The 21,715-nt window shown below is 61.9% G+C and carries 26 protein-coding genes and 1 tRNA gene; 8 read left to right on the plus strand and 19 right to left on the minus strand.

From position 1 onward, the window contains the following. Window positions 1-33: 33 nt before the first annotated feature. Complete coding sequence (locus Syncc8109_RS02635; RefSeq protein ID WP_025362113.1) at window positions 34-387, minus strand: hypothetical protein; 354 nt, start codon at window positions 385-387, stop codon at window positions 34-36. A gap of 145 nt (window positions 388-532) precedes the next feature. Beyond that, window positions 533-606, minus strand: a tRNA-Arg gene (locus tag Syncc8109_RS02640). Between the two features lie 89 nt (window positions 607-695). Between Syncc8109_RS02640 and Syncc8109_RS02645 the strand changes: the two genes are divergently transcribed. After that, window positions 696-1,406 (plus strand): helix-turn-helix domain-containing protein, encoded by a 711-nt coding sequence (locus Syncc8109_RS02645; RefSeq protein ID WP_006850369.1) that lies wholly within the window; start codon window positions 696-698, stop codon window positions 1,404-1,406. An 18-nt stretch (window positions 1,407-1,424) separates the two neighbouring features. Here Syncc8109_RS02645 and Syncc8109_RS02650 read toward each other — a convergent pair whose 3' ends face one another. Together Syncc8109_RS02650 and rsmI are read right to left on the minus strand one after the other, a co-directional pair. Next, window positions 1,425-1,661 carry a hypothetical protein gene (locus Syncc8109_RS02650; RefSeq protein ID WP_006851018.1) on the minus strand — a complete coding sequence of 79 codons (237 nt, stop codon included), beginning with the start codon at window positions 1,659-1,661 and terminating at the stop codon, window positions 1,425-1,427. A 19-nt stretch (window positions 1,662-1,680) separates the two neighbouring features. Next, on the minus strand, window positions 1,681-2,538 hold the full coding sequence (rsmI, locus tag Syncc8109_RS02655) for a 16S rRNA (cytidine(1402)-2'-O)-methyltransferase (RefSeq protein WP_006851023.1): 858 nt from the start codon (window positions 2,536-2,538) through the stop codon (window positions 1,681-1,683). Window positions 2,539-2,564: 26 nt separating this feature from the next. Here rsmI and Syncc8109_RS02660 point away from each other — a divergent pair, with 26 nt between their 5' ends. After that, window positions 2,565-3,482, plus strand: coding sequence for a 3'(2'),5'-bisphosphate nucleotidase CysQ (locus Syncc8109_RS02660; protein WP_025362115.1), 918 nt, complete (start codon window positions 2,565-2,567; stop codon window positions 3,480-3,482). Window positions 3,483-3,489: 7 nt separating this feature from the next. On the opposite strand, the gene Syncc8109_RS02665 is transcribed toward Syncc8109_RS02660, so the two are convergent. From Syncc8109_RS02665 to sppA, 14 genes are all read right to left on the minus strand, one after another. Beyond that, window positions 3,490-5,655 carry a polyribonucleotide nucleotidyltransferase gene (locus Syncc8109_RS02665; RefSeq protein ID WP_006851840.1) on the minus strand — a complete coding sequence of 722 codons (2,166 nt, stop codon included), beginning with the start codon at window positions 5,653-5,655 and terminating at the stop codon, window positions 3,490-3,492. Window positions 5,656-5,762: 107 nt separating this feature from the next. Beyond that, window positions 5,763-6,065, minus strand: a complete 303-nt coding sequence (rpsN, locus tag Syncc8109_RS02670) for a 30S ribosomal protein S14 (protein WP_011363576.1) — start codon at window positions 6,063-6,065, stop codon at window positions 5,763-5,765. Window positions 6,066-6,122: 57 nt separating this feature from the next. Further along, the gene (gene rseP, locus Syncc8109_RS02675) at window positions 6,123-7,205 is read right to left on the minus strand and encodes an RIP metalloprotease RseP (RefSeq protein WP_006850657.1); all 1,083 of its coding nucleotides are present in this window, start codon (window positions 7,203-7,205) and stop codon (window positions 6,123-6,125) included. 24 nt (window positions 7,206-7,229) lie between these two features. Beyond that, window positions 7,230-8,507, minus strand: coding sequence for a serine--tRNA ligase (gene serS / locus Syncc8109_RS02680; protein WP_006850110.1), 1,278 nt, complete (start codon window positions 8,505-8,507; stop codon window positions 7,230-7,232). A gap of 42 nt (window positions 8,508-8,549) precedes the next feature. Next, complete coding sequence (locus Syncc8109_RS12495; protein WP_006852120.1) at window positions 8,550-8,711, minus strand: hypothetical protein; 162 nt, start codon at window positions 8,709-8,711, stop codon at window positions 8,550-8,552. 78 nt (window positions 8,712-8,789) lie between these two features. Beyond that, on the minus strand, window positions 8,790-10,280 hold the full coding sequence (locus tag Syncc8109_RS02685) for an AAA family ATPase (protein WP_006850001.1): 1,491 nt from the start codon (window positions 10,278-10,280) through the stop codon (window positions 8,790-8,792). Further along, window positions 10,277-10,813 carry a DUF177 domain-containing protein gene (locus tag Syncc8109_RS02690; protein ID WP_006850333.1) on the minus strand — a complete coding sequence of 179 codons (537 nt, stop codon included), beginning with the start codon at window positions 10,811-10,813 and terminating at the stop codon, window positions 10,277-10,279. Before Syncc8109_RS02690 ends, Syncc8109_RS02685 begins: the two co-directional genes overlap by 4 nt. Next, window positions 10,810-11,940: a membrane protein insertase YidC gene (gene yidC / locus Syncc8109_RS02695; RefSeq protein WP_025362116.1), complete on the minus strand. Its 1,131-nt coding sequence runs from the start codon at window positions 11,938-11,940 to the stop codon at window positions 10,810-10,812. The genes Syncc8109_RS02690 and yidC overlap by 4 nt, the downstream gene beginning before the upstream one ends. Window positions 11,941-11,997: 57 nt before the next feature. Then, window positions 11,998-12,405 (minus strand): PH domain-containing protein, encoded by a 408-nt coding sequence (locus Syncc8109_RS02700; RefSeq protein WP_006850928.1) that lies wholly within the window; start codon window positions 12,403-12,405, stop codon window positions 11,998-12,000. Further along, on the minus strand, window positions 12,402-12,788 hold the full coding sequence (locus tag Syncc8109_RS02705; RefSeq protein ID WP_025362117.1) for a ribonuclease P protein component: 387 nt from the start codon (window positions 12,786-12,788) through the stop codon (window positions 12,402-12,404). Before Syncc8109_RS02705 ends, Syncc8109_RS02700 begins: the two co-directional genes overlap by 4 nt. 61 nt (window positions 12,789-12,849) lie before the next feature. After that, window positions 12,850-12,987, minus strand: coding sequence for a 50S ribosomal protein L34 (gene rpmH, locus Syncc8109_RS11560; protein WP_011363584.1), 138 nt, complete (start codon window positions 12,985-12,987; stop codon window positions 12,850-12,852). A 46-nt stretch (window positions 12,988-13,033) separates the two neighbouring features. After that, window positions 13,034-13,609, minus strand: a complete 576-nt coding sequence (locus tag Syncc8109_RS02710) for a DUF2808 domain-containing protein (protein ID WP_006849778.1) — start codon at window positions 13,607-13,609, stop codon at window positions 13,034-13,036. 75 nt (window positions 13,610-13,684) lie between these two features. Then, window positions 13,685-14,068, minus strand: coding sequence for a chorismate mutase (gene aroH, locus Syncc8109_RS02715; protein WP_025362118.1), 384 nt, complete (start codon window positions 14,066-14,068; stop codon window positions 13,685-13,687). Further along, window positions 14,065-14,877, minus strand: a complete 813-nt coding sequence (sppA, locus tag Syncc8109_RS02720) for a signal peptide peptidase SppA (protein ID WP_025362119.1) — start codon at window positions 14,875-14,877, stop codon at window positions 14,065-14,067. Before sppA ends, aroH begins: the two co-directional genes overlap by 4 nt. Window positions 14,878-14,930: 53 nt before the next feature. Here sppA and Syncc8109_RS02725 point away from each other — a divergent pair, with 53 nt between their 5' ends. Genes Syncc8109_RS02725 through Syncc8109_RS02735 form a run of 3 tightly spaced genes read left to right on the plus strand, consistent with a single transcriptional unit; the run spans window position 14,931 to window position 18,782 of the window. Then, on the plus strand, window positions 14,931-15,872 hold the full coding sequence (locus Syncc8109_RS02725) for a DMT family transporter (protein WP_025362120.1): 942 nt from the start codon (window positions 14,931-14,933) through the stop codon (window positions 15,870-15,872). Further along, window positions 15,869-16,978 (plus strand): glycosyltransferase, encoded by a 1,110-nt coding sequence (locus Syncc8109_RS02730; RefSeq protein ID WP_006850152.1) that lies wholly within the window; start codon window positions 15,869-15,871, stop codon window positions 16,976-16,978. The genes Syncc8109_RS02725 and Syncc8109_RS02730 overlap by 4 nt, the downstream gene beginning before the upstream one ends. Next, a complete protein-coding gene (locus Syncc8109_RS02735; RefSeq protein ID WP_006850905.1) occupies window positions 16,953-18,782 on the plus strand; it encodes a glycosyltransferase family 39 protein in 1,830 nt (609 codons plus the stop codon). Before Syncc8109_RS02730 ends, Syncc8109_RS02735 begins: the two co-directional genes overlap by 26 nt. An 11-nt stretch (window positions 18,783-18,793) precedes the next feature. Here the strand turns inward: Syncc8109_RS02735 and Syncc8109_RS11565 are convergent, their stop codons facing one another. Continuing rightward, window positions 18,794-19,315 carry a DUF721 domain-containing protein gene (locus tag Syncc8109_RS11565; RefSeq protein WP_071823043.1) on the minus strand — a complete coding sequence of 174 codons (522 nt, stop codon included), beginning with the start codon at window positions 19,313-19,315 and terminating at the stop codon, window positions 18,794-18,796. A 64-nt stretch (window positions 19,316-19,379) separates the two neighbouring features. Between Syncc8109_RS11565 and Syncc8109_RS02745 the strand changes: the two genes are divergently transcribed. From Syncc8109_RS02745 to Syncc8109_RS02755, 3 genes are read left to right on the plus strand one after another with little or no spacing between them, the layout of a single operon-like run. Continuing rightward, window positions 19,380-20,153, plus strand: coding sequence for a PspA/IM30 family protein (locus Syncc8109_RS02745; RefSeq protein WP_025362122.1), 774 nt, complete (start codon window positions 19,380-19,382; stop codon window positions 20,151-20,153). Between the two features lie 56 nt (window positions 20,154-20,209). After that, the gene (trxA, locus tag Syncc8109_RS02750) at window positions 20,210-20,536 is read left to right on the plus strand and encodes a thioredoxin (RefSeq protein WP_025362123.1); all 327 of its coding nucleotides are present in this window, start codon (window positions 20,210-20,212) and stop codon (window positions 20,534-20,536) included. Continuing rightward, window positions 20,523-21,713 carry an aminotransferase class I/II-fold pyridoxal phosphate-dependent enzyme gene (locus Syncc8109_RS02755; RefSeq protein WP_006850914.1) on the plus strand — a complete coding sequence of 397 codons (1,191 nt, stop codon included), beginning with the start codon at window positions 20,523-20,525 and terminating at the stop codon, window positions 21,711-21,713. The genes trxA and Syncc8109_RS02755 overlap by 14 nt, the downstream gene beginning before the upstream one ends. Window positions 21,714-21,715: the final 2 nt, after the last annotated feature.

The raw sequence follows: 21,715 nt of genomic DNA on the forward strand, positions 1-21,715 counted from the left end.
CTTTCTGGTCAGCGCCCAGGGCCATCATTCGATTTAGCGCCGTAGGTGGCCGCGGTGGGAGGTGTATCCGGTGCCGGTCATGTGGTCGAGCTGGCGGATGCAGGACACCACAGCGCCCGGGTTCTTCTGCTGCATTGCCTGCCCAGCTGCGGCCATCAGCGTTTGGATTGACCACGACAGCAGCTCCTGCCGGTCGATGCCGCTCTCATCGATGTCGTCCTTGATCTGGACCCACGCCTTCTTCAGTAGCCGGTAGCCCTGAGACCGGGACACCCCCCATGTTTGTCGCGCATAGGTGAGACAAGCGGTGTTGGCCTGCCCCGCCAGGATCATTCCCTGGAGCTGGTCGACTCGCTCGGCGGACTCTGCTGACGTGGCTCTTGCCATGGCCCATCAACCAGTGAAAGCCGCTGGACCAGCCAGCTTTTGAGCTTTTTAACGCTCAGACTTTTGCGCACGTTTATGCGCACGCTGAGTATCAATTAGCGAAAAAGGGCCCCAGGAAACCCTGAGAACCCTTGTTAAAACTGGACGCCCCCTGATGGATTCGAACCATCGACCGACTGCTTAGAAGGCAGTTGCTCTATCCAGCTGAGCTAAGGGAGCAAGCGCCCACATCTTGGCAGGCTGCTTCGAGGCAGGCTGGATTTGGAAGCCTTGCGCCACCTAAAGTGTTGGGCTCTTGATCGGCATCCATGGCCCCGCGTCGTCTTAGCGACAGCGAGAAACAGGATCTGGTCGGTCGTTACAAGGCCGGCGAGTCAACATCAGCTTTGGCTGAGGCCTTTGGCTGCAGCCCCAACACCGTAAGTCGCACGGTGAAAGCACTGTTGCCAGCTGATGCTTATGCCGCGCTGAAGGCCAGCAGGCAAAAAGGGTTGGCCACCCCTCCCCCGCCAACCGTCACTCAGGCGGAAGAACCAGAGGCTGACTCCCTTCAGAAGGACGACAGCAGCCTGGCCCTGGATGACGCGGATGACTTCTGTGAGGACCCTGAGGAAGAGCTCTCCGAAGACGATGACAACGGCAGTGTTGAAACGTTCACGGAGCTTGTTCCCCTGCTTGGGGTGGGAAATCTCAGTGATCGCCCACTGAATCAAGCACAACCGTTCAGTGTTGACCTGCTGCCGGACAGCGCTTACCTGTTGGTCGACAAGGTGGTCGAGCTGGATGCGCGCCCCCTCAAGGAGTTCCCTGAGTTGGGCCTCCTCGACGATGTCGAGCAGGAACGGCAGGGGTTGTGCCTGTTTGCCAGCCCCCGCGCGGCCAAGCGCCAGTGCGGGCGGAGTCAGCGGGTGATCAAGGTTCCCGACACGGCTGTGTTTCAGCGCACTAGCAGTTACCTGCTGGCCCGGGGCATTACACGACTGGTGTTGGACGGAACCTTAATTGCGCTGGATGCCTGAGCCCCGCAGTTGATTGCTTCAATCGAAGCGATCGCGCTGATCGGGAAGCAAAATGGCCGTCGCGGTTCCGCCGCTGATTACGCCGATCACCATCGCAATCCCCACGAGAAAACCCGTGGGAAGAGGCACCGATCGCTGCCCCCCAAGTTGGAGCGTCTGGCGATCCTGAAGGTTCTGGGCTCCAAGGCAGAGCAGCAGCAGCAGCAACAGGCCACCGCCAAAGCTGATTAGCAGAAGACGCAGGCGAATCAACACAGCACAACCGTCGACGGGCTCAGTTTGACGTGCCCTGGTGCAAGAGGGCATACAGGCGTCGTCTGGACAGACCTGTGGTCTGGGCCAGTTGCCGGGCAGCGTCGCTGGGGCTTGCCCCATTTTCCTGCAACGCTTGCAGCTGCCTGAGTAGATCCTCGTCGTTGGGTTCTTCCACGTCCTGCGATGGTGCTCCCCCCAGCACAACCGTGCATTCCCCTTGAGGCGGGTGCTGCTGAAAGTGCATCAGGGCACTATCCACCGTCGCCCCCACCTGCTCTTCATGGCGTTTGGTCAGTTCCCGTGCCACCTGCAGAGGACGGTCTCCTCCGCAGTGGTGCTGGAGTTCCTCGAGTAACGTGATTAGGCGGTGCGGCGCTTCGTACAGCACCGTTGTGCGGGGTTCATGGCTGATGGCGTCCAGGCGGGTCCGCCGTTCCTTGCCTTTGGCCGGCAGAAATCCTTCGAAGCAGAATCGTCCGCTGGGCAGGCCGCTGCTCACTAGAGCAGTGGTGGCTGCACAGGGGCCAGGGATGCAGATCACTGGATGTCCGGCCTGGTGCGCTGCTGCCACCAGCTCTTCACCGGGGTCGCTGATGCCCGGCAGCCCGGCATCACTGATCACCGCCAGGCTTTGACCCTCCGCCAGCAGATCCAGCAGTTGTGGCACGCGGGTGCGGGTGTTGTGCTGATGAAAGGACAGCTTGCGGCCGCCCGCTCCAAGGCTGCTGAGCAGCTGTCCGCTGTGCCGGGTGTCTTCACAGGCGATCACATCCACGCTGCGGAGCAAGTCGCGGGCTCGTGGTGACAGGTCCCCCAGATGACCAATGGGAGTGCCCACCAGATAAAGGCTGCCGCCGCTTGGTTCATCCCGCTGCATCAAAATGGCGAGCGCCTCTGATGATCATGATGCCCAGCTCTGCCGACCTCCCCGCTGGCGTTGACAAGGAGGCTCTACTGACGGAACTGCGTCGCTTGAGTTGGGGTGCCGCCGACATCCTGCGGGCCTACGCCCGCGGCGAGCAGCCTCCGCATGGTTTCCCCAAGGCTTTGAGTGTCGATGAAGGCGGAGAGGGTCCCGTATCTGCGGCTGATCTGTCCGTGAACAAGTGGTTGCTGGATGGGCTATCTGCCGCGTTCCCCAAGGCCGACTGGACGCTGCTCAGCGAGGAGACCGCCAAGGAGCAGCTAACGGAAGGCCAACCGCTGCCGGCGGAATGGCTGTGGATTCTCGATCCCCTGGATGGCACCAAGGATTTCCTGCAGGACACAGGCGAATACGCCGTTCATCTGGCCCTGGTGCGCGACAAGCGGCCGGTGATCGGAGTTGTGCTTCTGCCGGAAGCCAATGAACTTTGGATCGGCATCGTTGGTGAGGGTGCCTGGTGTGAAGACCGTCAGGGTGAGCGGTCGCCGGTTCGCTTCAGCCACAGAACTGAGGTTTCAGATCTGATCCTGGTGGCCAGCCGCAGCCACCGCGACGACCGTTTGGTCAAGCTCATTGATTCCCTCAATCTCGGCGGTTCCAAAGCCGTGGGCAGCGTTGGCTTCAAGGTGGCCACGATCTTGAGAGGCGAAACCGACCTCTACGTTTCCCTCTCCGGCAAGAGCGCTCCCAAGGATTGGGACATGGCTGCTCCGGAGGCGGTGCTGCTCGCGGCCGGTGGTCGTTTCACCCATGCCGATCAGACCGACCTCAGTTACAACACCGGCGATGTGCGTCAGGCCGGCTGTCTGATCGCCAGCCATGGAAAAGCCCACGCCGAGCTCGGAGAGCGTGCGACGCGGGCCATGGCCGAGATTGATCCCGGCTTTCAGGTCTGAGACCTGATCAGCTGAGCGGTGCCACCGGGGTGGGCTGAGGCTCCACTTCGGCGGCGTCGCCGGCTTGGGGCACGCCCCGCAGGGTGAGATTGATGCGGCCGCGGTTGTCGATTTCGCGCACCCGCACGGTCACCTCGTCGCCCACCTTCACCACGTCTTCAACCTTCTCGACGCGAGCTTCTGAGAGCTGCGAAATGTGGATCATGCCTTCCTTGCCAGGAAGGATTTCCACGAAGGCGCCGATCGGGATGATCCGGGTGATCGAACCGGAGAACACCTCGCCCTCGTTCACCTTGCGGGTCAGGCCTTCGATGATCTTCTGGGCCTCTTCAGCCGCAGCACCATCGTGGGAAGCGATGGTCACGATGCCGCCGTCCTCGATGTCGATCTTGGTATTGGTGCGCTCGGTGATGCCCTTGATCGTGCGTCCACCGGGGCCAATCACGGTTCCGATCAGCTCAGGATCAATCCGGAAGCTGAGCAGACGTGGGGCATGGGGAGACAGGTTGTCCCGAGGGGTGTCGATCGCCTCGAGCATCTTCTCGAGGATGTGGAGCCTTGCCGGACGTGCCTGGTTGACGGCTTCGGCCACCGTCTTCACCGAGAGGCCGGTGATCTTCATGTCCATCTGCAGGGCTGTGATGCCTTTCTCGCTGCCAGCCACCTTGAAGTCCATGTCTCCGAGGAAGTCCTCGATGCCTTGGATGTCGGTGAGGATCCGCACCTCATCGCCCTCTTTGATCAGACCCATGGCTGCTCCACTCACCGGAGCCTTCAGCGGCACACCGGCATCCATCAGCGACAGGGTGCTGCCGCAGACGGAACCCATCGAGGTGGAGCCATTGGAGCTGAGCACTTCGCTCACCACACGCACCACGTAGGGGAAGGTGTCCTTCTCGGGAAGCACCGGAAGAATGGCGCGTTCGGCCAGGGCGCCATGGCCGATCTCACGACGACCGGGAGAACGCATTGGCCGCGTTTCCCCGACGGAGTAGGGAGGGAAGTTGTAGTGGTGCAGGTACAGCTTCTCGGTGTTGGGATGGAGGTCGTCCATCTCCTGGGCATCGCTGGGGGTGCCCAGTGTTGCGGTTGAGAGCACCTGGGTGAGTCCGCGCTGGAACAGACCAGAACCATGCACCCGGCGTGGCAGGACGCCGGCCATGGCGCTGATCTGGCGAACCTCGTCGAGGCCGCGTCCATCCACACGCTTGCCGTCTTTGAGAATCTGCTGACGCATCAACTTCTTGGTCAGCGCCTTGAAGCTGTTGCCGAGCAGTTTCGGGCTGCTTGCCAGGGCTTGGCGAACGGCATGGTCTTCCTTCAGACCTGCGATGGTCTCGGACACCTCGCCCTTCACGGTTTCCAGGGCTGTGTCCCGCTCGTCCTTGCTCTGATCAAATTTACTGAGGACAGCGCTGATCGCCTTGGTGCACTGCTTCTCCAGATAGGCAGGAACGGTGCTGTCTTCGTCCGGCTGCTCCGGCTTCACCTGGGTGATGCCCAGATCCTTCAGCAGCTGTTCCTGTGCCTTGATCAGTTCGCAGATCGCTTCGTAGCCGAAATCAATCGCCTCGATCACGTCTTGCTCGGGCAGCTGGTTGGCGCCGGCCTCGACCATCACCACGCCGTCAGGTGTGCCGGCGACCACCAGGTCCAGGTCACCCCGTTCGATCTCCCGGTAACTCGGGTTGAGCACGAAGTCATCCCCAAGCAGACCCACCCGCACGGCTGCCATAGGGCCGTTGAAGGGGATGCCAGCGAGCAGCGTGGCAATCGATGCGCCCGTCACCGCCAGAACATCGGCGGGGACCCGCTCATCAAGGGATAGGCAGGTGGCCACCACCTGCAGGTCGTCGCGCAGCCAGCTGGGGAACAGTGGCCGCATCGGGCGGTCAATCAGTCGGGCCGTGAGCGTGGCGCGTTCGGGGGGGCGGCTCTCACGACGCATGTAGCTGCCGGGAATGCGGCCAGCTGCATAAAGCCGCTCCTCGTAATCGCAGATCAGCGGCAAGAAATCAATGCCATCTCGGCCGCCCGAACGGGTTGCGGTCACAAGCACGGCGGTGTCGCCACACTCCACCAAGACGGATCCTCCCGCCTGAGGGGCGAAGCGCCCGGTGGTCAGTCGAATCTCGCGTCCATCAAAGGAGATCGACTGGGTTTGTCCTTGCACGACGTCTTATGTCCTTTTGTCAATCCCAAGTCTGACATTTCATGGCTGCTCTTCACAAGAAAGGGGAGGTCAAGCCTCCCCCTCACGACGCCATGGCGACAAGCTGATCACCAGCTGGACTTGACCACGCCGGGCAGTTCACCTTTGTGGGCACGCTCACGCAGCTGGTTACGGCAGAGACCGAAATCGCGATAAACGCCGCGGGGCTTGCCAGTGGCCCAGCAGCGGTTGCGCACACGGATGCGTGCGCTGTTGCGGGGCAGAGCCTGAATCTTGCGATGGATCTCCAGGCGATCCATCGGATCTTCGGCTGCGTTGAAGGCTGCCATCAGTGCTGCGCGCTTGGCCGCATAGCGCTCAACCGTTTTCTTGCGCTTCACATCGCGAGCGATCATCGACTTCTTGGCCATGCAGCTGAGGACAGCGAGTGAACGAATCGTCAACGATACATTGGCGCCATCACCCTCCTAGCGACCCATCAATTGCTGGACCACCGGCAGCTGGCTGGTGTCACGCACGATCAGCACAAGCGTGAGCCCCACCAGCAGAAGAAAACCGGATTGCACGAAGGCCATTTGGATCCGTTCGGACACCGGGCGACCCCGAACGGATTGAATCGCCAGCATCATCATCTGCCAGCCATCGAGCAGCGGCAGCGGCAGTGAATTGAGCACCGCCAAATTGATTGAGATCAGGGCTGAGAAGAGCACCAACCCTGATCCCCCCTGCTGGCTGAGCTGAGCTCCCATCTCAACGATCTTGACGGGGCCACTCACCTGCCCCGCCGTGACGCGGAAGTTGGTCAGGAGGCCGGCGTAGCCACGCACGGTTTGTTGCAGCATTTGGCTGAATTGCGAGCCTGTGGTGAGCACCAGTTCACCGGGACTGCGTACGGCGCGCATCTCCCCACTGATGTTGGCTTGCAGCTGGGCGCCGATTTTCCCTGTGCCCTGTTGATCGTCGGGGATGAGTTCAAGGGTGGACGTATCTTCTCCCCGCTTTCGCTCTACACGAATGGCTCGCTCGGGTGCTGCTTTCACATCCCGAACCATCGCTTCAACGCCCCGTTGTCCTGCGGCAAGGGGTTGGGTATTCAGGCTGATGATCTGGTCACCGGCACGAAGCCCGGAGCGGGCGGCAGCACCACCCGGTTGCACCTGCACCACCAGGACCCCCGGATCCGGCGCGGCGGGAACGCCGACAAACGCTGCCTGAGCGAAAAGCACCACCAGTGCCAAGGTCAGGTTGGCCAATACCCCTGCAGCCACCACCAGGGCTTGCTGGGGGATGGGCCGGTTGCGCAGCAGATCCGGATCATCAGCGGGGATCGTGCTCTCCTCATTGTCGTCAGGGAAGGCGACGAAACCACCCAGGGGCAGCAGCCGCAGGGCGTAGGTCACCCCACGCCTTTGCCTCTTGATCAGGGCCGGGCCAAAGCCAATGGAAAAACCGCTGACGCGGATGCCCTGGAACGTGGCAGCGAGGAAATGGCCGGCCTCATGCACCACGATCAGCAGGGCGAGGACCAGAAGGGCGGCCAACACGTTCATATGTCCGTCAGGAATCCAGTCGGATCATTCTGGCTGGAGTCGCTCGCGGCCGACGTAGGGCACCAGCGCTTTAGGCATCAGGACGCTGCCGTCGGGCTGTTGGCCGTTCTCCAACAGGGCCGCCATGGTTCTGCCGACGGCCAGGCCACTGCCATTCAGGGTGTGAACCAACTTCGTGGCCTTGCCTTCCTTGGTGCGGATGGAGGACCGTCGCGCCTGGAAATCACCACAGACGCTGCAACTGGAGATTTCCCGGTAGGCCCCTGCTCCCGGCAGCCACACCTCAAGGTCGTAGGTCCGGCGGGCGGAAAAGCCGAGGTCGGCTGTGCAGAGGTCCAAGACCCGATAGGGCAGCTCCAGCGCCTGAAGCACGGCCTCTGCATCGGCAGTGATCTGTTGGTGCGCCTCTTCGGACTGATCGGGGTGCACAAACCAGTACAGCTCCACCTTGTTGAATTGGTGCAGGCGGATCAGGCCACGGGTGTCGCGGCCGTAGCTGCCGGCCTCACGGCGGAAGCAGGGGCTGTAGGCGGCGTAGCGCAGGGGCAGTTGATCTGCCGGGATGATTTCGTCCCGGTGCAGGGAGGTCACGGGCACCTCAGCGGTCGGTGTCAGCCAGAGGTCGTCCTCAGCGCAACGGAAGCTTTCCTCGGCAAACTTGGGCAGTTGTCCTGATCCGGTGAGGCTGGCGCTGTTCACCAGCACCGGGGGCAGCACTTCGCGGTAGCCCTTGCTCGTGTGGAGGTCGAGCATGAAATTGATCAGGCCACGCTCCAGCCGTGCCCCCTGGCCCATCAGCGTGACGAAACGGCTCTGCGCGATGCGGACGGAGCGTTCGGTGTCGAACAGCTGTAACCGCTCAGCGATCTGCCAGTGCTCGTCGAGGTTGTCATCAACCCGGGGGGTTCCCCAGCGACGCACTTCAACGTTGTCATCTTCGCTGCGTCCATCAGGGCAGGTCTCTGAAGGGAGGTTGGGGAACCCCAGCAGCTGCTGCTTGAGCTCACTGGAGAGCTTCTTCTCCTCCTCCTCCAGCACCGCCACCTTCTGCTTGATGGCATTCCCCTGTTGGCGGAGTCCGGCGACTTCGTCGCCTTTGGGATCAGCGCCCGACTTGATGAGTTGGCCGACTTCCTTGCCGATCCGGTTTCCTTCCGCCTGCAGGTTGCTGCGTTGTTGCTCCAGATCGCGCTGCTGCTGGGCAATCAGCTGCAGTTTGGTGAGATCAACAGCCTTACCTCGACGCCCCAGTTGCTGGGCGATCGTTTCGGGGTTGTCACGCACAAGGCGCTGATCGAGCACGGTTTCAGGGGCGTCAGCGCCGGCAGCCTATGGCAGTCCGTTTCAGAGCACCTGGCCGACCATCACCGCTGCGATGCCCGAGAACAGGGTGATGCCAAGGGCGGTGAGGGGGCTTTGCCCCTGAGCGACGGCCATGGTCGTGATTACGCCGGCACCAAGGCAGGCCACGCAGAGCTGAGTGGCGATGTCGTTGCGGCTCTCCACGGTGGTCCTGCTGTTGTGAAGACCGTAGGGAGCGCGCCGGCCAGCGCCTTACTCAAGGCTGGCGTTCGTTACGCCGCGTCAGGCTTCGTTACCTGCAGCAACAGAGGCGGGGCGGGCACGGCCGCCGGCAGCCCATTGCTTCAGCCGCTCGAGCTGTTCGCTGGCGGTGCAGGAGAGGGGGATGAGCTGGGAGGCCGCTCCAATCAGATCCGGCTCCGTCAACTCACGGTTGTCGGCAAAGGCCAAGTGCATCGCTTCGATCACGGTCTGCTCCAGCTCGGCACCGGAGAAGCCCTCACTTCTGCTCACCACCGTGTCCAGGGGAAGCTTCAGCCCCGGGCGTCTCCGTTCCAGATGCAGCTCAAGAATGCTGTTGCGCTCAGCGCTGCTGGGCAGATCGAGCATGAAGATCTCATCAAAACGTCCCTTGCGCAGCAGCTCCGGTGGCAGCTTCTCAACGCCGTTGGCGGTGGCCACCACGAATACCGGTGACTGTTTCTCAGCCATCCAGGTGAGCACATTGGCCAGAACCCGCTGGGTTGTGCCGCCGTCACTGCGGCCATCCCCGCCGAAGCCCTTATCGATCTCATCGATCCAGAGCACGCAGGGTGCCATGGCTTCAGCCCGTTGGATCATCTCGCGGGTGCGTGCCTCGCTGGCCCCCACCAAGCCCGCGAACAGCCGCCCCACATCCAGCCGCAACAGTGGCATCGACCAACTGCGGGCGATGGCCTTGGCCGTGAGTGATTTGCCTGTGCCTTGAGGACCCACGAGCAAGACGCCACGAGGCAGAGGCAGTCCGAAACGCCGTGCATCTTCCGAGAACGCCCGGTGCCGTTGGTTCAGCCAGGTCTTGAGACCATCGAGGCCTCCGATGGCTTCGGTGCCCGCATCGCTGCGACAGAACTCAAGCACCTCACTGCGGGCAATCGTCTGGCGTTTTTCGTCCAAAACGTCCTGCAGATCCTCAGATCCCAACTGGCCGCGGCGGGCCAGGGCTCGGGCGGCCACCTGGCGAACACGCATCTCGCTGAGCCCGCTGCAGGCCTGAGCAAGCTCATCCAGGACAGGAGCTGGCAGGGGGCTGCCGCTGCTGGTGCCGATGCTGCTGATCAGCCGGCGCAGGTCGTTGTTGTCGGGAAGGGGGAGATCGAGAAGCGTGAGGCTCTCTTCCAGATCACCGGGCGGTGTCCATTGCCCGCAGCACAGCACCAGGTTGTGCGGGGTGCTGCGCAGGGATGCTTCGAGATTGCGCAGCATTCGGGCAACGCCGGGGTCATCGCAGAAACGATGAAAATCCTTGGCGAGCAGAAGGGTTGGGCTGCCCGCATCCCGTTGCTGAAGCCACTGCAGCATGGCCATTGGTTGACGGCTCCCCTGGCCATCGGTATTCACCGGCCCACTGATCCCATCGATGAAATTCCAGCAGACCAGCTGGCGTGCAAGCCGTTGAGCAGCCTCTCCCAGCAGGCTCTCCACCCGGGCTTCCTCATTGCTCCGCACCCAGATCAGGGGTGTGCGCGCGCGCACCAGAAGGTCGATCTGATGTCCCCAGGTGGCACTGCTCATGGTTGATCGATCTGCTGCTGAAGCTGCTGCAGGGCCTGCCAGCGGGGATCCACAGCCTTTGCCTTGGTGTCTGGGATCACGGGCTGCTGCTGGAGGCCTGGTGGCCCTGGGCAGTGGTCACCGCAGTGGTTGACGACCGGCAACAGCAGGTTGAGCTGTTCGAAGGCCCATTGCTGGGGGTCAAATTGACCGCGTGGATCGAGAACATCCACCAGACCTTCCATTTCGGCGACCTCTCCGGAAAGCTCCAGCTCGTCTGCCGTCGGTTGCTCGTCTCCCAGCCAGATCAGTTCAGAAGGCGTGCAGCTGAGCTTCTGGTTGAACTGATTCAGGCAGCGATCGCAGCAGAGCGTCACGATCGTGTTGAGTTTCCCCTTAACAGCCAGGACGTTGCCGCGGTGCTCTGCGGAAACATGGCCTCGCACTGGTGTGAGCGAGGGGAGCTCATCGAGCTCACCCTCAACCTCCCAGAATTTCGCGGTGCCGAGGGCCCGGAGCTCCTGGAGGGGAACAGGCTCCAGTGCCTCTATCACTTGCCCTTCGGTTCAAAGGGCAGGCGTGAGCCGGCTGAGGTAGCAGAGACCGTCACTGTTTTCTGGGCCATTTGCTGATCCAGAATTTTCTGCAGGTTGTCGGGCAGTGCCTCTTTGGTGAGGATGAAGGTCTGCAGGCCTTGGAAGATGTTGGCGATCAGCATGTAGAGCAGAACGCCGGCGGGGAGTGGGAAGAACAAGAACATCCCCGTGATCATCACCGGAGTGATTTTGTTGGCCGTGGCCTGCTGAGGGTTGGCAGGCATGCCCATGCCCGACAGGAGTTGGGAGATGAACAGGGTGATGCCGAAGCCGGCAACGAGAATTGCGATGTCCCAGTTGATAGCACCGTCGGCATAGAAGCCGACCTGGCCCAGGGCTTTGATGAACAGGAAGCCGCTGCGGGCTGCCAGGCCCGGAATCTTCGCTTCAACGGTGGCATCACCGGCGGCGAGGGCCGTGATCGTGCCGTCCTCACTGACGCTGACGATGTCATCGCCTTTGGTCACTGCCCATGTGGGGGCGAAGCGTCCAGGGTTCTCAACATCCGTGAGTACGTCGTTGAAGGCGCGGCCGTCCTTCGTATGAAGGTTCACGGTGGCGCTGTCGCCAACTCCGATCTTGGTGCCCCGCGGGAGGCTGGCGATCACCGGCACATGGTCGGTTTCGCCGATGAAGATGGAATGGCTGGCGCTGTTGAACGGTTTGGGTTCAACGGCAGCGATCTGGTCTGCCGGCAACACCTTCATGTTCAAGGTGTAAGGGACGTCGGCGAACGGTGATCCACGCAGGGTTGCAAACAATGCAAAAAGGATCGGCATCTGCACCAGCAGCGGCAGGCATCCCGCCAGGGGGCTGCCGAATTCCTTCATCACATTGCCCAGTTCCTCCTGCTGTTTCTGAGGATTGTTGGCGTACCGGCTTTTGATCTCAGCCTGACGTTTCTGAATCACCGGTTGGGCGATGCGCATGCGCCGAGCGCTGCGAATCGATCCTGCGCTCAGGGGGTAGAGCGCGATCCGGATCACAAGGGTGAGGGCGACGATGGCCAGGCCATAGCTCGGAACCAACCCATAGAAGAAGTCCAGGATTGGAATCAGCAGGTTGTCGGAGATGTATCCGATCACGTTGAAGAAACGGGGGGGGCGGGACGTTGTGAGGCCAGTGTGCATGAACAGCTGCACTCAGGCGGCGAAACCTTCAGTGGTTTTCTCTTGGGCTTTCGCCGCACGGCTGCTGATGCGTTCGAGGATGTAAGCCTCAACTTCCCGGAATCGGGGCATCGAGCGCAGTTCGAGCCTGGCGCCGTCCTTGAGCACCAACACCATGTCTCCCCAGGCACCGAAGCCCCGGGGCACGGTGCGCACTTCGCTGATCTGTGAATACACCACCTGGGTTTTGTCTTTGCCCATCCAGCCCCCCGTCACCGAGATGCGGCGACTGGTGATGCGGAAGCGCAGCCAAAGGGCCCGAACAACGGCTCCGATGGTGAAGGGAAGGCCGATCAGCGTGAAGCCAAGCAGGATGTTGAAGATCAGATCCCCGCGGGCTGGTCCACCGTCGTAGTGGATATCTTCCTGAATGCTGGTCATGGATCCAGTCCGGCGCTTCTCAGAAGACTGTCGCATTCTTCGAGCAACTGTGTGGGTTCGGCTTCCGCGGCTTCGGGGCGAAGGCTGATCAGCAACCACAGGCCCGCCAAATCGTTTCGCTCTTCAAAACGTTGACGCAGGTGGTCATGCAGAAGTCGCCTGAGCCGGTTCCGCTTGACGGAACGCTTGCTCACCTTGTTGCTGATCACCAGGGCGCAGCGGCAGGTTTTTTCCTGGATGCCCCGCAACTCCCGGCGAAGCAAGTTGGAATCACCTGCAGCAACGCGCAGAACCATCAAGGTTCCGTGTTGGCGCTTGGAGGACCGGTGCAAACGGTTGAAGCATCGATGCCCGCGCAATCGCATGGAGGCGGGAAGGACCATCAACCAATCCTGTTTAGGGATGTCGAGGCTGGGATGAATCCTCTGGATTCATCCCACGCCATCAAGCGGCGAGGCGGGCGCGGCCGCGCTTGCGACGCGTGCGGATCACACGGCGGCCGGTGTGTGAGCGCATCCGTACACGGAAACCCGAGACGCGCTTCCTCTTGCGGTTTGTTCCCCCGAGGGTGCGCTTGGTCATGGACGTCTCCTGGCTACCGGCCGATCTGAATCTGGGATTTTATCAGTCAGTCCACATCGATCAGCCAGCTGCCGCGGTAGCCGGACATCGGCACATCGCCTGGGGCCTGCACCAGAGCGTTGAACTGATACATGCGCTTCCCCTGGGGATTGAACAGCTTGATGTGAAGTGAGTAGTCCCCGTCTGAAGGCAGCGGCGTGTCGGGGAAGACCACGATTTCTGTTTGGTCTTTGTTGACCTCGATCACCGCCGGGATCTCTTCGAGGCATTTGCTGCGACTCGTCATGCTGCCAACGCTGGTGCGGCAAATGCGCATGCGGTGGGGCTTGAGCTTGGAGTCGAAGTAGTCCGGAACGGTGACGGTGAGTTTGAGAATCGCGGTCTTGCGGTCCTTTTCGCGCAGTGTGAGATACCACTCTGAGCGGTCGTTTTCGATGCTGGAGCTTTGGTAGTAGTACAGCTTCCGGTAGTCACGGTCGTTGTCCCAGCGGAATTCCATCAACCCCGGTGTGCCCTGGGCGTGGGCGATCTGCTCGGGAGCTCCAGTGAGTGCTGAGCCCATTAATAGAGCTGCAGCGGTGCCGGCTCCAGCAAGCAAGCGTCTGATGGTGGAACGGGCCATAGGAAGAATCTTGTTGATGGGATTCTCCTGAGTCCAACCACGGGGCGGTGATCTCAGGGGTCGGAGGCTGATCTGTCAGTTGTGACCAGATCTATCTGGACGGAGCCGCTGCGCGTCGCCCTGATAAGGGTGCACGGGTTGCTGGTCTTGTGGGATCCAGGCGTGGGCCAGAACACGGATGCAGCGGGGGAGGTCGCCATTAACAGCCATTTGCTGGCAATCCAGCAAAGCCACCGTGTCCCAGCCGGGCCGCCGTCGTGCAATGGCCGCCGGGAAACAGGCGTCGAGATCGGCGGTGACCGAGAAGGTCACCGACACCAGTTGGTCGGGGGTCAGACCATTGCGATCGACAAGGGCGTCCATCAAGGCGCTGACCGCTAAATGGATGGCCTCCGTGCTGTTCTCCGTGCAGGTGGTGGCCCCGCGCAGGCCTCTTAGAACAAGGGGTGAGCTGGTCATGGGCGGTACAGCCAAAGCACCTGACCGCTCCCCATCAATTCAATCGAGAGTCGCTGCTGCAGTTGATGCAGGAGTTGGGATCCCGGTAGCAAGCCACTGAGTTTGCGGCGTTGCTTGCCCAGAGTGACGGGGCGAATGTCGTCTGCGTCGAGATCGGCCAGTTGCGCCGCGAGGCGACGGGCATGGTCTTCGTCGCCGAGTTCATCCACCAAGCCCAGCGCCTGTGCCTGTTCTCCGCTGAACACTCGTCCATCGGCGAAGCACTTCACCGTCTCCAGCTCAAGGTTTCGCCCCCGCGCCACAACACCAACGAACTGGCCATAGCTGCTGTCGATCAGCTCCTGAAGCAATGCACGTTCGGCATCGCTCAGCGGACGATCCGGGGAAAGGATGTCCTTGAACGGACCGCTCTTCACCGTGTCGAAGCGAATCCCGATCTTTTCGAACACCCGCGAGAGGTCGTTGCCCCGCAGGATCACCCCGATGGAACCGGTGATCGTGCCGGGATTGGCGACGATTTTCTCCGCAGCCACACCGATGTAGACGCCGCCGGAGGCGGAGATGTTGCCGAAGCTCGCCACCACGCGACAGCCCTGTTCCCGGAGCCGAAGCAGGGCTGCATGAATTTCCTGGCTGTCACCAACCGTGCCGCCGGGGCTGTCAATGCGCAGCAGCAGTGCTGGAAATTCCCTTCGCTTCACCTCACGCAGCGCTTTGAGCACCCGCTTCCGCGTGTCACCGGTGATGGGGCCATCAACAACGATGCGCGCCATCCGTCGTCGGGATTTTCGCCGCCAGGGCCAGATCATGTTGCGCATCTGCATCGCTCCAGATCTTAAAAAGAGCACCCAAGCGCCCATCCATGCCGTCTTTGCGACTCTGGTTTCTGATGGTGTTGCCCTTCGCGCTCTGGGGAACGGCGATGACCGCCATGGCGCCATTGCTCGCCAGCGCAGGGCCTTGGCTGGTTGCTGGCTTGCGCCTTGTGCCCGCCGGTTTGGCTCTTCTGCTCTGGGGGCAGTTCACCGGCCGAGGCCTAGCGATCGATTCCCGTGATCGGCCTTGGTTCCTCCTATTTACCCTGGTGGATGCCACCTTGTTTCAAGGCCTGTTGGCGCGGGGATTGGAGGGCACAGGCGCGGGTCTCGGTTCCGTCCTGATTGATTGCCAACCTCTGTTGGTGGCCCTGATGGCACGCGCGTTGTTCATGGAGTCAATCAATCCCATCGGCTGGATGGGGCTGGCCATTGGTTTGGCTGGAATCGTCTGCATCGGCCTGCCGGCTGAGCTGTTGGGACATTGGTGGTTGCTGGCTGACCCGCCGGTGGTGCAGCAGTTGTTTCAGCCCGGGGAGGGCTGGATGTTGCTGGCGGCCGTCGCCATGGCAGCTGGGACGGTGTTGATTCGCTTTGCCTCACGCCACAGCGATCCGGTCAGCGTCACGGCCTGGCACATGGTGCTGGGGGGACTTCCCTTGCTAGGGGTTCATGCCCTGCAGCGCGCGGATGCCGGCTTGGCCTGGACGGCAACGGACTGGGCGCGCATGGGATACGCAAGTCTGCTCGGAAGCGCCCTCGCCTACGGATTGTTCTTCTGGTTCGCCAATCAGCGCGATCTCACGAGTTTCAGCAGCCTCGGATTTCTCACCCCTGTGTTTGCCTTAGCCACCGGTGGGTGGTTGCTGGGAGAGCGCCTTGATCTGCTCCAGTGGATCGGTGTTGTGATGGTGCTCGTGTCGGTGATATTTGTGAGTCAACGTCGCCGGTTCTGGGAGCCGCTTCCGCTTGAGGACCCCTCCTCATGATGGTGTCGCCGCTTCACCTCGTAATCGTCAACACGCCCATCGGGGCCCTCGGCAGTGGCGAGGGTGGTGGTGTGGAGCTCACCCTCCGATCCTTGGTGCAGGGGTTGGTGCGGCGCGGCCACAGGCTCACGGTTGTGGCCGCCAAGGGCTCCACGCTCCCCGCAGACTGCAGCGGAGTTGAGTTGCTGGAGGTGGAGGGTGTGAACCAGTCCAGCTGGCAGCACGCCGCCGAGCATGCGCCGGTCGAAATTCCCCGCAACGGTCTTCTGCCGGCTCTCTGGGAGGCCGCGCTCGATGTGGGTCAGTCCGCCGACGCGGTGATCAACGGTGGCTACGACTGGCTGCCGCTGTGGCTGACGCAACGGGTCAGCGCCAGGCTCTTTCATCTCGTGAGCATGGGGAATGTGGCTGCGGTGATGCGCGATGTGATCGAAGCCGTCGCCGCCTGGGATTCCCGTCGCCTTTCTTTTCACACCTACCGCCAGGCCGCTGATTTCCGGCTGCCTTCTCCGCCCAATGTTGTGGGCAACGGATTTGATCTCAGCAACTACACCTTTCAAGGGCAGACCAATGGCCCCCTGGGTTGGGCGGGCCGCATCGCTCCGGAAAAGGGGCTGGAGGATGCTGCTGCTGCCGCTGCTGCCCTGGGTGAGCATCTTCTGGTTTGGGGGTTGCGTGAGGACGACGCCTATGCGCGGCAGGTGGAGTTGAGTGTTCCCAAGGGCACGATCGACTGGCGTGGATTTCGATCGACCCGGGAGCTGCAGCAAGAGATGGGCAACTGCCGCGCTCTGATCAACACACCGAAATGGAATGAGGCCTACGGCAATGTTGTGGTGGAAGCCCTGGCCTGTGGTGTTCCGGTCGTCGCCTATGACCGTGGTGGACCGGGGGAGCTGATCTGTTCGGGTCGCACAGGCTGGTTGGTGCCCCCCGACGATGTCGCTGCCCTCACGGAGGCTCTTCGGCGCGTCGACAGCATCGAGCGCTCCCTCTGCCGCAGCTGGGCAGAAGAGCATGCCTCCTGTGAGGTCTTCAGTCAGCGTGTTGAATCGTGGGTTCGAACAGGACTGATGGGGGATGTCAGCATCAACCGCAGGAGCTGAGGGTCCCTTGTCGGTCAATGTTTCAGGACGCCAGCGACGCCAGGTTCTGGCACTTGTGCTGATCCTGGGACTCGTCATCACCTTTTGGCGGCTGGGATCCACCGGCGTTGTGGATGAAACTCCGCCGTTGTTTGCCGCAGCTGGACGGGCCATGGCTGACACCGGCGACTGGCTGACGCCTCGGGTGAACGGCTTGCCCCGTTACGACAAGCCGCCCTTGGTGTATTGGCTGATGGGGTTTGGCTATGCCTGGCCCGGACGCGAGGTTTGGGATCCTCTCGGCAGTTGGGCGGCACGGCTTCCTTCCGCCTTGGCCACGGTCGGGCTGATGCTTGGCCTCGCCGATACGGTGCTGCGCTGGCCGTTTTCCGGCGATGCGCGTCCGCGTTTGACGGCTTTGATTGCCCCGCTGGCGTTTGCTTTCTCGCCGCTGGTGCTCGTCTGGAGCCGCACCGCGGTGAGTGATGCCCTGCTGTGTGGCCTGCTCGGTCTCAGCCTGTTGCTGCAGTGGAGGCGTTTTGCCGCCCCCCAAGAGGTGGCCTGGTGGCCAGCCTGGGTGATCCTCGGATTCGCAGTGCTGGCCAAGGGGCCTGTCGCTGTGGTGCTGTCAGGTCTCGCTCTGTTGATGTTCGGAGCGTTGCGACGGGATCTTGTTCAACCCTGGCGACGGCTGCGCCCGCTGCCCGGGTTGCTGCTCACCGCTCTGATCGGCCTTCCCTGGTACGTCCTGGAGTTGCTGGTGGAAGGACAGCCCTTCTGGGACAGCTTTTTCGGCTATCACAACCTTCAACGCTTCACATCCGTGGCGAATGATCACCTTCAGCCCTGGTGGTTTTTCGGCCCGGTGATGCTCGTGGCTGCCCTGCCCTTCACGCCCTACCTGCTGATTGGGCTAGCGCGGGTGCCCCGATCGCGGATCGCTCCGGAGCATTCGTTGCATCAATTCGCAGCGTGCTGGCTGTTGGCGGTGCTTCTGCTGTTCACCACCGCAGCCACCAAGCTCCCCAGTTATTGGTTGCCCGCCACTCCGGCGGCGGCCCTGTTAGTGGCCCAGGCCACGGTGGGCTCATCGCGCTGGCAACGGATGGCCTGGGGAACTTGCCTGGCCTTGATCGCCGTCCTGGCCGCTGGGTTCTGGCTGGGATCGCTCTGGGTTCCCTTTATCAAGGATCCGGAGATGCCGACGCTGTCGGTGGATTTGCTCGCCAGCGGTCTGTTGAAGTGGGCTGCGGTCTGGATCAGCGCTGCAGCCGTGCTTGGAGCTGGTCTGTTGCTTCAGTGTCGTGCTGCCGCTCAGGCCTTGCTGGCCATGCAGGGCTGTCTGCTCGGATTTCATCTCACGGCTCTGGTTCCCATCGCCGAGCTCGCCGATCGTCTGCGTCAGCAGCCCGTGCGTGACGCGGCTTCACTGATGTTGTCGCAGCAGCGCAGTGGAGAGCCCATGGTCATGGTTGGCGTCATGAAGCCTTCACTGCACTTCTACACAGGTCAGGTGATCCTCTACGAAGGCCAATCCGATAGGGCGTTGGTCAACATTGCTGATCGCCTGGCCCATGAACAGCGACGCGGCTGGAGTGGATATCCCCTCGGGAGCCCGGCTGCATCCAGCACCGTGCTGCTGCTGATCGATCGCGGCACGGCAGAACGGGATCATTGGAGCGACCTGCAGCCTGGGCTGCTGGGACAGATCGGGATCTACGACGTGTGGCGTCTGGACCGCAGTCGTCTTGAGCGACGGGCACAAACCCTGAAGGCCGACGGCATCGATGCCGACTGGCGGGAGCCGCGGCCGGAGCGGTATTGAGTTGTGGAGCCTTAAGAGGGTGACAAAGTCTGGCGATGGCAAAAACCGCAGTGCCCCCAGAGCTTGACTTCTCCGTTGGGTGCTGGTCGGCCGCACTCCGGGCATGTCCCCATGCCATGGACATCGGTGCGGCTCGGATGCTTGGCCCAAATGCTGGCCTCGCTCTCCAGTACTGGGGATTGGAGGGAATGGTGTTGCTGAATGCGCAGATCACGCACCGCGTGGCCGGCTTGGTGCAGGGCGCTGATCAGTTGGGGCTTGTTGTAAAGGAGAGCCTGGCGCCATTGGGGATGGCTGGCTCCCACCGTCAGCACTCCGCGTTGCAGCGATAAGGGGCGGCAGTGCGGTGCCAGTTGCGCTCCAGCAACTCTCGGCCAGTCCTGCCATAGCGCTGCCAAATGATCGTCCTTGCGCCACTCCCTCTGAAGTGCTCTCAGGCAGGTTTTCAAGGGTTCCGCCGGCTCTGGCGGAGCTGACTGGAGAAGCTCCAGGCCCGGAAGGCGACGACGTTGAGATTCAGGTGCAACCGCCATAGATTGATTCTAGGCAGAATTGCTGCAAGAACCTCGCTAATCTCAGCGCGTCTGAGGCCAAGTGATGGGTTTCTTTGATCGGCTAAGCAGGCTGGTTCGTGCTAACGCCAACGCTGCCGTCAGCAGCATGGAGGACCCGGCCAAGATTCTCGATCAATCCGTCGCCGACATGCAGGCGGATCTGGTCAAGTTGCGTCAGGCCGTCGCCCTGGCGATCGCGAGTCAGAAGCGGCTGACCAGTCAGGCTGAGCAGGCTGCAGCTCAATCCAAGACCTGGTACGAGCGTGCTGAGCTGGCGTTGAAAAAGGGTGAGGAATCCCTGGCTCGGGAAGCATTGACCCGTCGCAAGACGTTCCAGGAGACGGCGACTTCTCTGACAGCTCAGGTGCAGGCCCAAGACGGCCAGGTGGAATCTCTCAAGAAGAGCCTGGTTGCCCTCGAAGGAAAGATCGCTGAGGCCAAGACTAAGAAGGACATGCTCAAGGCCAGGGCCCAGGCAGCCAAGGCCCAGCAGCAGTTGCAAAGTGCCGTCGGCAGCATCGGCACCGATTCCGCCATGGCGGCCTTCGAGCGGATGGAGGAAAAGGTGGAGGCCATGGAGGCCACCGGCCAGGCTGCGGCTGAGCTGGCTGGATCTGATCTGGAGAGTCAGTTCGCGGCTTTGGAAAGCGGTGGCGGCGTTGATGACGATCTCGAGGCGTTGCGCGCTCAGCTGAAGGGAGGCCCGGAAGCCGTTGCTCTTCCCGCGTCTGAGACCTCCGAGGCCGTGAAGCCCGTGCAGGTGGAAGAGGTGGATGCTGAACTCGAAGACTTGAAACGATCCATCGACAAGCTCTGATCAACCCAGGAAAGTCGTCCGGCTTTCCATAGGATCAGTTCAGTCATTTGAGTGCCTTGGCTGGAGCTGTTGCCGATTTCACCGACGCTGGTTTTGAACGTGAAGTCCTCAAGGCTTCCGGCACGGTCCTCGTCGATTTCTGGGCTGCCTGGTGCGGCCCCTGCCGACTGATCGCTCCGTTAATGGATTGGGTGGCGAGCGACTACGGCGATTGCGTCAGTGTCGGCAAGCTCGAGGTAGATGCCAATCCCCAGACCCGTGACGCTTATCAGGTTCAGGGCATCCCCACACTGATCCTCTTCCGCAACGGTGAAGTGGTGGCGCGGCATGAAGGTGCCATCGCCAAACCGCAGCTGCAGTCCTTCCTGGATGCCAACCTCTAAGCGGCTTGCCTCGCTGGGCAGCGCTGTTTTTGCCCGTGTTGATGCCGCCAAAGAGGCTTATCGGCTTGGGGCGTCTTCTTCGGTACGTCCGGATCTGGTGGATCTCTCCATCGGATCCTCTGATCTTCGGCCTCCCACGGCGTTGTTGGACTCCATGGCCTCAGCGGTCATGGAGTCCAGCAGCAGCTCCTATTGCCTTCAAGCCGGACTGAGGCCTTTTCATGCCGCCGTCGCGGACTGGTGTCGGCATCGCTTCGACGTTGCCGTGGATCCTGATCATGAGGTCCAGTTGTTGGTGGGATCCCAGGAAGGAACCGCCCATCTGCCGCTGGCGGTGCTTGATCCGGGTGACGCCGCCCTGCATCTGGACCCCTGTTATCCGTCCCATATCGGTGGATTGCACCTGGCGGGAGCCCGGACCAAGGCCCTGGCCCTTTCCCCTGAAAACGACTGGCGGCCGGATCTGAAGACCATCAGTCCACAGCTTTGGAAGCAACTGAAGTTGTTCGTTTTGGGGTATCCCCACAACCCTTCAGCCCGGGTGGGGGATCAGGAGGATCTCAATCGCATCACGGCGATCGCAGCTCGGCACGACGTGGTGATCGCCCACGACAATCCCTATGTGGATCTTGCCCTGGATGGAGAGCCTCCCTCGCTTTTGCAGGCTCCGAACTGGAGGGAGTGCGGCATTGAATTTTTCTCCCTTTCGAAGGGTTGGTGCCTTGGCGGATTCAGACTCGGTTTTGCAGTTGGTGCTGCACCGCTGATTGCCGCCCTGCGTCGCGCCAAGGCCGTCATCGATTTCAACCAGAGCCTGGCTCTGCAGCAGGGTGCGATTCAGGCCTTGCAAAGCTTCCCCGATTGGCCGCGGCAACTGCATCCGACTTATCGCGAACGACGGGATCGTGTGGTCGAGACTCTCAGGGCACGCGGTTGGTCGGTCCCCTGTCCAGAGATGGCGATGTACCTCTGGTTCCCCTTGCCTGATGCGGCCCATCGTCGGGGGTGGAGTGATGAAGATGCCGCGAGGGAACTGCTTCAGCGCAGTGGTGTCGCCTTAACCCCTGGGTCTGGGTTTGGTAGCGGCGGTCGCCAGTGGCTGCGCATGGCGCTTGTGCGGCCAGTGAATGAGTTGGTGGACGCCGCATCGCGTCTCGCGGATGCGATGGATGACTGATT

The organism is Synechococcus sp. WH 8109 (assembly GCF_000161795.2).
Classification (GTDB): Bacteria; Cyanobacteriota; Cyanobacteriia; order PCC-6307; family Cyanobiaceae; genus Parasynechococcus.

Bases quoted from the DNA above. Each gene is read 5' to 3' on its own strand.
- Syncc8109_RS02635 (WP_025362113.1), bottom strand. From the start codon at position 387: ATGGCAAGAGCCACGTCAGCAGAGTCCGCCGAGCGAGTCGACCAGCTC.
- Syncc8109_RS02645 (WP_006850369.1), top strand. From the start codon at position 696: ATGGCCCCGCGTCGTCTTAGCGACAGCGAGAAACAGGATCTGGTCGGT.
- rsmI (WP_006851023.1), bottom strand. From the start codon at position 2,538: ATGCAGCGGGATGAACCAAGCGGCGGCAGCCTTTATCTGGTGGGCACT.
- Syncc8109_RS02660 (WP_025362115.1), top strand. From the start codon at position 2,565: ATGATGCCCAGCTCTGCCGACCTCCCCGCTGGCGTTGACAAGGAGGCT.
- rpsN (WP_011363576.1), bottom strand. From the start codon at position 6,065: ATGGCCAAGAAGTCGATGATCGCTCGCGATGTGAAGCGCAAGAAAACG.
- rseP (WP_006850657.1), bottom strand. From the start codon at position 7,205: ATGAACGTGTTGGCCGCCCTTCTGGTCCTCGCCCTGCTGATCGTGGTG.
- Syncc8109_RS02685 (WP_006850001.1), bottom strand. From the start codon at position 10,280: ATGAGCAGTGCCACCTGGGGACATCAGATCGACCTTCTGGTGCGCGCG.
- Syncc8109_RS02700 (WP_006850928.1), bottom strand. From the start codon at position 12,405: ATGACCAGCATTCAGGAAGATATCCACTACGACGGTGGACCAGCCCGC.
- Syncc8109_RS02705 (WP_025362117.1), bottom strand. From the start codon at position 12,788: ATGGTCCTTCCCGCCTCCATGCGATTGCGCGGGCATCGATGCTTCAAC.
- rpmH (WP_011363584.1), bottom strand. From the start codon at position 12,987: ATGACCAAGCGCACCCTCGGGGGAACAAACCGCAAGAGGAAGCGCGTC.
- Syncc8109_RS02710 (WP_006849778.1), bottom strand. From the start codon at position 13,609: ATGGCCCGTTCCACCATCAGACGCTTGCTTGCTGGAGCCGGCACCGCT.
- aroH (WP_025362118.1), bottom strand. From the start codon at position 14,068: ATGACCAGCTCACCCCTTGTTCTAAGAGGCCTGCGCGGGGCCACCACC.
- sppA (WP_025362119.1), bottom strand. From the start codon at position 14,877: ATGATCTGGCCCTGGCGGCGAAAATCCCGACGACGGATGGCGCGCATC.
- Syncc8109_RS02725 (WP_025362120.1), top strand. From the start codon at position 14,931: ATGCCGTCTTTGCGACTCTGGTTTCTGATGGTGTTGCCCTTCGCGCTC.
- Syncc8109_RS02730 (WP_006850152.1), top strand. From the start codon at position 15,869: ATGATGGTGTCGCCGCTTCACCTCGTAATCGTCAACACGCCCATCGGG.
- Syncc8109_RS02735 (WP_006850905.1), top strand. From the start codon at position 16,953: ATGTCAGCATCAACCGCAGGAGCTGAGGGTCCCTTGTCGGTCAATGTT.
- Syncc8109_RS11565 (WP_071823043.1), bottom strand. From the start codon at position 19,315: ATGGCGGTTGCACCTGAATCTCAACGTCGTCGCCTTCCGGGCCTGGAG.
- Syncc8109_RS02745 (WP_025362122.1), top strand. From the start codon at position 19,380: ATGGGTTTCTTTGATCGGCTAAGCAGGCTGGTTCGTGCTAACGCCAAC.
- Syncc8109_RS02755 (WP_006850914.1), top strand. From the start codon at position 20,523: ATGCCAACCTCTAAGCGGCTTGCCTCGCTGGGCAGCGCTGTTTTTGCC.